Origin of the sequence: Bacillus sp. JJ664 (assembly GCF_036962205.1) — a bacterium.
In the GTDB taxonomy this organism is placed as follows: Bacteria; Bacillota; Bacilli; order Bacillales; family Bacillaceae_G; genus Gottfriedia.
Genome location: NZ_JBALMS010000136.1, coordinates 22,224 through 29,921, shown reverse-complemented (window position 1 = coordinate 29,921; position 7,698 = coordinate 22,224). Strand labels below are relative to the sequence as shown.

Annotated in this window: 9 protein-coding genes; 2 read left to right on the top strand and 7 right to left on the bottom strand. The window is 33.1% G+C overall.

Annotation, left to right across the window (positions count from 1 at the left end; genetic code table 11):
• Positions 1-96: 96 nt before the first annotated feature.
• The 4 genes from ccsB to rluB all read right to left on the bottom strand — a co-directional run bounded on the left by ccsB (position 97) and on the right by rluB (position 4,335).
• The gene (ccsB, locus tag V7056_RS17920) at positions 97-1,263 is read right to left on the bottom strand and encodes a c-type cytochrome biogenesis protein CcsB (RefSeq protein WP_499703765.1); all 1,167 of its coding nucleotides are present in this window, start codon (positions 1,261-1,263) and stop codon (positions 97-99) included.
• A 12-nt stretch (positions 1,264-1,275) separates the two neighbouring features.
• Entirely contained in the window at positions 1,276-2,898 is a 1,623-nt protein-coding gene (gene resB / locus V7056_RS17915; RefSeq protein ID WP_499703764.1) for a cytochrome c biogenesis protein ResB, read from the bottom strand.
• 28 nt (positions 2,899-2,926) lie between these two features.
• Positions 2,927-3,454, bottom strand: a complete 528-nt coding sequence (gene resA / locus V7056_RS17910; protein WP_499703763.1) for a thiol-disulfide oxidoreductase ResA — start codon at positions 3,452-3,454, stop codon at positions 2,927-2,929.
• Between the two features lie 152 nt (positions 3,455-3,606).
• Positions 3,607-4,335 (bottom strand): 23S rRNA pseudouridine(2605) synthase RluB, encoded by a 729-nt coding sequence (gene rluB / locus V7056_RS17905; protein ID WP_499703762.1) that lies wholly within the window; start codon positions 4,333-4,335, stop codon positions 3,607-3,609.
• A 323-nt stretch (positions 4,336-4,658) separates the two neighbouring features.
• Here rluB and V7056_RS17900 point away from each other — a divergent pair, with 323 nt between their 5' ends.
• Complete coding sequence (locus tag V7056_RS17900) at positions 4,659-4,937, top strand: hypothetical protein (protein ID WP_499703761.1); 279 nt, start codon at positions 4,659-4,661, stop codon at positions 4,935-4,937.
• Between the two features lie 66 nt (positions 4,938-5,003).
• The gene (locus V7056_RS17895; protein WP_499703760.1) at positions 5,004-5,276 is read left to right on the top strand and encodes a hypothetical protein; all 273 of its coding nucleotides are present in this window, start codon (positions 5,004-5,006) and stop codon (positions 5,274-5,276) included.
• A gap of 126 nt (positions 5,277-5,402) precedes the next feature.
• Here the strand turns inward: V7056_RS17895 and V7056_RS17890 are convergent, their stop codons facing one another.
• Genes V7056_RS17890 through V7056_RS17880 form a run of 3 tightly spaced genes read right to left on the bottom strand, consistent with a single transcriptional unit; the run spans position 5,403 to position 7,698 of the window.
• Positions 5,403-5,876 (bottom strand): S-ribosylhomocysteine lyase, encoded by a 474-nt coding sequence (locus V7056_RS17890; protein WP_087999361.1) that lies wholly within the window; start codon positions 5,874-5,876, stop codon positions 5,403-5,405.
• A gap of 25 nt (positions 5,877-5,901) precedes the next feature.
• Positions 5,902-6,543 carry a class I SAM-dependent methyltransferase gene (locus V7056_RS17885; RefSeq protein WP_499703759.1) on the bottom strand — a complete coding sequence of 214 codons (642 nt, stop codon included), beginning with the start codon at positions 6,541-6,543 and terminating at the stop codon, positions 5,902-5,904.
• On the bottom strand, positions 6,544-7,698 hold the full coding sequence (locus tag V7056_RS17880) for a bifunctional cystathionine gamma-lyase/homocysteine desulfhydrase (protein ID WP_499703758.1): 1,155 nt from the start codon (positions 7,696-7,698) through the stop codon (positions 6,544-6,546).

The following is a 7,698-nucleotide window of genomic DNA, read 5'->3' as shown; positions in this document are numbered from 1 at the left end:
AAAAGACAGAATAAAGTAAACTAGCATACTTTATTCTGTCTTTTTTATTATATATTCTATTTCTATCGTATGATCCGAAAGCCATCCGCTTATCTTTTAAGCGTATGAGTGTAGTCCAGCTATGATTAAGTTTACTGCAATTAGGTTGAACATGATGATTGCGAAACCAATTACAGCCAACCAAGCTGATTTTTCCCCTTGCCAGTTTCGTTTAAAACGTAGGTGCAAGAATACTGCATAGAATAACCATGTAATTAATGCCCAGTCTTCTTTAGGATCCCAGCTCCAAAATCTTGTCCAAGCAATTTGAGCCCAAATCATTGCAAAGATTAAACCACCTAAAGTAAAGACAGGAAAACCAATCGCTACTGCACGATATCCAATTTCATCTAATAAATCACTATCAACCTTTTGAACGAACGGTTGTAAAAATGCCCCAATACGCTTTCTAATGATTAATCGAATCACTAGATAAAGCGCTATTCCCGCAAAAATTGACCAAATAACTGTATTTAGTTTTTTCGCATTGATTAACGCTGGCATTTCGGCTAATGCTTCAAATTTACCTTCTGTTGTCAACTCACCTTTATGTGGACCAACAATCGATGGTAAATTGTAAATCATTTCTTCTTTCACGCCGTCTTTATTAACCCAATTGTATTTCGCTTCGTAACCTGATGCATTAAATGCAGTTGAAATTAAAATGAATGCTACAACAGTTACTAAGAAGTATAAAACAGCTTCAAGCCAGAAAGTTTTCTTTGTAGACTTTGATTGATTAATATTTTTAATTAAATAAATTAAACCAGTAATAAAACTAATAGCTAAAATCGCTTCACCTAAAGCAGCAGTTGTTACGTGAATATGTAACCAGTAACTTTTTAATGAAGGAACTAATGGTTTAATCTCATGTGGGAACACAGTTGCATAAGCAATAATAATAATTGCAATTGGTAATGCGAATAATCCAATAATATTTAATCGGTAAATAAAATGGATCAGAATGAATGCTAAAATTAACATCATGCCAAAGAATGTAATAAACTCAAAAAGATTACTTACAGGTGCATGTCCTGCGGCAATCCATCTTGTAATAAAATAAGTGATTTGTGATAAAAAACCTAAAATTGTGATTGATATTCCTATCGTAGCCCATCTATTAGGTCCTTGATCGTTTATTTTCATCGAGCCACCAAAAAAGAAAGTCGCTACGATGTAACATATAAACGAAATAAATAAGAAATTACTACTTAGCTCGTACATATTTTCCCCCTATTAAACACTTTTTTCAGATTGTTGATCGATTGGCAATTCAATCTTAGTGTCTCCCAACACCTTTTTCAACTCTTGTTTTAAACCATAATAGTTTTTATTAGTAAATGCGGCAATCCAAATTTCCCCATCTTGATTTTGGATCCAAACTCTTCGATGATACCAGTACATTCCTTGGATTACGCCAATCATAAAGATTGTTCCTCCAATGCCTAGTAACCAAAGTGTTAAATCTTTACGAACTGTTAATCCAGTCGAATCTTTTGTTTCAATACCAGCAAACGTCATTTTGTATTTATTTACACCATCTGGCTCAATGTTTTGTTTAATTGCAACGAATGCAACTTCACCTTTTGGCGTATCTGGTGTCGTCATTTTAAATACAAATGCTGGATTGTTTGGTTTTCTTGTTTTTGTATCAGGAACACCATCTGAATTGAAATAAAAGTCAGGAAAATAGTTTCTAAGCTCTACTTTGTATCCATTTTTTAAATCATAAACTTCTTTCGGATTTTGTAAATCTACTTTTAATGGACCTAATTTCTTACCAGTTTTTTTATCTTCAAGTGTAAATAAAAATGCACTAAATTCTCCAATTTTATAGTCTACTTGATATAAAGCAAAATTTTGGAATTTTAAAGGTTCATTTACGCGTATATTATAATCTTTTACTTTTGTTAGTTTCGGCTCTTCACCAGGAATTAAATTCCCTTGACGTTTATATAATGTTACGTCTGCTTGATAATTTTTCGGAATTTTATCATTTCCAAAACGTTCAATTGCATCTTCGTAAACTTTTCCTTCAGTATTCTTATTATAAGTTTCCATATGGAAGTCTTTTAGCTTAATATAGTAATTTTGATTCGTCCCAACAATTGGCTTTAATTCGCCTTCTTGAACCCATAGCGCCTTATCTAAATACATCCCAGGCACATATCTCATCATTACGCCAATTAAGAAAATGATTAAACCAATATGGTTTACATAAGGACCCCAACGAGAAAACCTGCCTTTTTCAGCAAGTATATTGCCGTTTTCTTCACGGATTTTATAACGTTTCTTTAGTAGGTTGTTCTTTGCTTTTTCAATTTCCTCAGGGATATTATCCACTTTAGTTGTTCCAAACATTCTTTGTCTTGTTAAAAAGCCTGGATGTCTTGTAACTGTTTGTTTATTCAAAGCTTTATAAAGTGGAACAATACGATCTAAACTACAAATTACTAGTGAAATTCCGATTGAAGCAACTAGTAACATGAACCACCAGGAGTTGAATGTATTATCTAATCCAATAAAGTCATAGATTTTACCGAATGTACCATACTCATCTTGGTAATAGGTTGTTGGATCTGCAGTTGGTGGTAATAAATCTCTTTGAGGAAAAATAGTTCCAAGTGCAGCAGCTATCAATGTAATGACTATGATGACTACAGCAACTTTTACAGAAGAAAAAAACATCCACACTTTATCGATAAAAGTTTGATTGTTTACAATCGATCGTCGTGCAGTACCCTCATATTTCATATCAAGTAGGTCAGTAGAAGTTTCATCCTGCGGCTTTCCACAAGATTCACAGATTACTGTTCCAACATGATTCAAATGTCCACATTCACATTTAAAAGTATCCATATCTTTTCCCCTAACTCATTTTACAGCATCATTTTGGTAATATTTCTTTAATATAACTTTCAAAAGAAGTTGATGTCATTTGACCGGTTACAATTCTTTTTACTTTTCCATCAGGACTAACAAAAAATGTAGTCGGTAATGGATTCACACCATAAATGTTTAAAATTTCTTGATCTTTATCAATCGCAATCGGGAATGTAAGTTTATAATCGCTTACAAATTTTTTCACGGAAAACTCTGACTCATCTGCATTTAACGCAAATAATTCAATACCTTGATCTTTATACTTTTGATATAACTCATTCATAAAAGGCATTTCACGTTTACAAGGCTCACACCAAGTGCCCCAAAAGTTAACGATAACACCTTTCCCTTTCTGCTCAGAAAGTGTAAATTTATCTTCAGAATTCAGTTCAGTTAAAGCAAAGTTAGGTGCAGTACTCCCTTTGCTTACCACTTCATCTTCCTTAAAGAAATTTATGTAAAAAGTATAACCGATTGCAGCAACCATAGTTAAAAGGATTAGTGTACGAATTAACGTTCTATTTTTTTTCATATAAGCAGTTCCTCCCATATGTAAGAATATCATTATTTCCTATTCTTGAATAGAAATATGAAGGTATGAACCAAAAGACTAAATATTCTAACATCTATTCATCACGATTGTTTTCACGCAAGAAAAAACTCGGCATTGGCCGAGTCTTTTCATTAACGTGGCTTTGCAGAAGCCATCGCTCTTAATTGTTTTACCTCGTGTGGTGATAACTCTCTTCCATCACCAGCAGCTAATCCGGATAAATCTAAGAACGCATAACGCTCACGTTTTAACTTCATAACAGGAGTTCCGATCGCCTCAAGCATTCTTTTTACTTGACGGTTCCTACCTTCATGAATGACCAATCTAATGATTGCAGTGTTTTTCTTCTTATCAAGTGAAATCATTTTTACCTCGGCTGGAGCTGTTTTGCCATCCTCTAGTACTATTCCACGTTCTAATTTACGCAACTGCTCTTTAGTTGGAATCCCTTTTACTTTCGCAATATATTCTTTATCGATTTCATACTTAGGATGCTGTAGTAAATTCGAGAATTCACCATCATTCGTTAAAAGTATAATTCCTGATGTATCGTAATCTAATCTGCCTATCGGAAAAATACGTTGCGGAATCATTGGAAAGAAATCCGTTACAACTTTTCTACCTTTATCATCAGACACACTAGAAATGACACCAGATGGTTTATATAAAATAAAGTATACTGGTTCTTCTTTATCGATTGGAACTTCATCCACTTCAACTTTATCGTTACTAGTAACCTTAACACCAAGTTCAGTAACAATTTGACCATTTACTTTAACTTTTCCTTCTTTAATTAATTCCTCTGCTTTACGTCGAGAAGCAATCCCGGCTCTAGCAATAACCTTTTGCAATCTTTCCATTCGCTCAATTCACCTCTTCAACCATCATACAGATTTATACGACTGAATACAAGTTGAAAAGTGTAAAAGCTTGTCCTATCTCTAAAGGGATTTACTTATAAACTCTAAATAAAGTACTATACTCTCCAAATCAAAATGAATTAGTGATTTTATAGTTTAACAATTTATAGATCTAGTCAATCAAACTTTGCATCGTTTGGACCAACCAAAATGTTTTATTTCACAAATGAATCCAACTGTCATTTTTCAACTCTATCACATTACGAATATTTTAAGAAAGGTCACATATAATTTACTAGATTTGCAGAAATGAGGTATTTAAAATGAATTTAACATTAAAACATCCTTCAGCATTTGATCGTACAAAGGTCATTTCCCCTGGAAGTGTTCTAATCACAAAGAAGCATGAAACGGTTTATATGCTTGTATATGAGGAGAATGAAGAGGAATATCCTTACGTACTTGTTTCGTTGTCAGATGCTAGATTAGTTCAAAATTACGATATTATGCCTACCTTAGGTGATATAGAAGATTGGATTGGCGAAATTACTATGGTTACCCAAAAAAATAAACTCTCCATTACAATTCAAGCAAATTATTAATCAAAAGTTTATTCAATCAATAAGGTGTCAATACTATAGCTATTAACTGAAAAAGGAGAAAACAATATGAATTATTCTTTTAATCCATCAATAAAATATAATTCAATTGGTTCGTTTAAATTAGGCGATGTATTTTTTACTTCTCATAAACCTTCGAAAGCATACAAGCTAATCTATGATTCTACAGAAACAAATTATCCTTTTATCCTATTATGTTTAGATGATGATATTTCTATCCAAAGTTTTGATGAAATACCTACAATTGAAGATATTGAAGAAAATATTGGTGAAATAAAATTTACAGTACCTAAAGAAAAATTACTGCTTGTCATTAATTAAGAAGCTTTTCTTACATAAAAAAACGCCATCTATGACCTCACTTTCTAAGTGTTAGTTAAGTCTAACAATTAGAAAGTGAGGTCAATTATTGATGACGTTTATGTTTGATTTATTTACATCTTTACATTAAGCAAAGACGCTTGCTAATTTTTCGTCTGTTTGTTCGCTCCAATATTTCAACCACTTTTTAGCGCCTTCAAGATCATGAAGTTTCGCTTGACCACACTGAAGTTCATTTGCAGCTGGTACTTCTTCAACTTGAATTCCTAATTCAGCTGTTTTACGTAATAAAGCGATTACGTCTGAAATTGACGGTTCTCCAGCAATAATTAAATAGAAACCTGTTTGACAACCCATTGGTGATAAATCGATGATTTTGAATGGTTCACCTGCTGGCACTGCTTCTCTGACATTTAAAGCTAATAAATGCTCTAAGGTATGAATTGTTGCAGGTTGTAACGCTTGTTTGTTAGGTTGGCAAAAACGGATATCATATTTCGTGACAACTCCATCCGTACCAACTTGGTGTGTTCCACAATGTCTAATATACGGTGCTACTACTTTTGTATGATCTAATTCAAAACTTTCTACTGATGGCATAATTATTTCCTCCTAAAAAATCTCTCTATAGTTTTGTTGCTTCTACAATCCAAACAAAATCATTAAATTGTTGGAAACTGACTGAAAATCCATTTTTTTCAAAATGGGAACGAATTACTGGTATTAATGGGTAATATTCTCTTTTCAAGTCATCTCTTAAATCGATGAAATTGGCCTGATCTGCCTTCGTAATTTCATTTTGAAAAGCTTCCTCTGTTTGGAACATCGTATCTGCAAAAATAATTTTTCCGTTTACTGGTAACAATGAATGATATAGTTTAATAGCTTCATATTTTTCATCATCAGTTAAATGATGAAAAACATAAGAACTTACTATAGTATCAATTTGTTGCGTTGGTTTAGGAAAATCAATTAAATCTCCATCATGAATGTCAACATTTTCACCTAATTTTTTAGAAGCGATTAGTCTCATTTCTGGTGATGGTTCAATCGGAAATACTTGTTTGTTTGAATCGAATAAAAGCTTTGTTAAATTACCAGTACCAATTCCAAATTCAAGTACATTTTCCCCACTTCGTTTTACAATTTCATCTAAAATTTCATCATAACGTCGAAATACTTCTTTATACTCTGCATCCTGACCTTGAACGAATGAATCATAACTTTCAGCCCAACCTGTGAATACATCTAAAAATTCTCTACCCATTTATCTCACCCTTGATGTTTCGAATATTAACGCCTGTTCTAAGTCTTCTTTTAAATCCTCTAAATCTTCAAGTCCAATTGATAAACGAATTAATTCATCTGAGATACCTGATGCTAATCGTTTTTCTCTCGGAATTGAAGCGTGAGTCATTTTTGAAGGAATCCCAACTAGACTTTCAACTGCTCCTAAGCTTTCAGCTAATGTAAACCATTTTAATTTCCCTACAAATACTTCAGGGTCTAAACCTTCTTGTAGTTCAAATGATAACATTCCACCAAAACCACTACTTTGTTGTTTCGCTAACTCGTGATTTGAATGCGTTTCTAAACCTGGATAAAATACTTTATTTACATTTGGATGTGCATTTAATAATTTTGCAATTTCATGAGTGTTTCTTTCATGCTCTTCCATTCTGATTCCTAATGTTTTAATTCCACGTTGTAATAACCAACTGTCATTTGGACCAAGCACGCCGCCGATAGAATTTTGATAAAATCCAATATCTTCAGCAAGTTCTACATTATTTGTCACAACAATACCTGCTACAACATCACTATGGCCACCTAAATATTTCGTTCCACTATGAACAACAATATCAGCTCCAAGCTTTAAAGGTTGTTGCCAGTATGGTGTTGCAAATGTGTTATCTACGATCGTTAATACATTATATTCTTTTGCAATTTTTGATACACCTTTGATATCTGTAATTTTTAACAATGGATTACTTGGTGATTCGATAAAGATTGCTTTTGTGTTTGGAGAAATAACTTCTTCAATTAGTGCTAAGTTACTTGTATCCACAAATGTTGCAGTAATGCCTAGATTTGATAATACTTTTGTTAATAAGCGATACGTACCACCATATACATCATCACCAACGACAATATGATCTCCCGTTTTAAACAAACTAAATACCGTATGAATTGCCGCCATACCTGAAGCAAATGCAAAACCAGCTACACCGTGTTCAATATCTTTCATTAATTCTTCAAGCGCATGACGTGTTGGATTGCCTGTTCTGGAATATTCAAAGCCTCTATGCTTGCCAACAGCATCTTGCTTATACGTACTCGTTTGATAAATTGGAACACTAACTGCACCCGTAGCTTCATCTCTGCTTATTCCTCCATGAATTAACGCTGTCTTTTTCTTCAT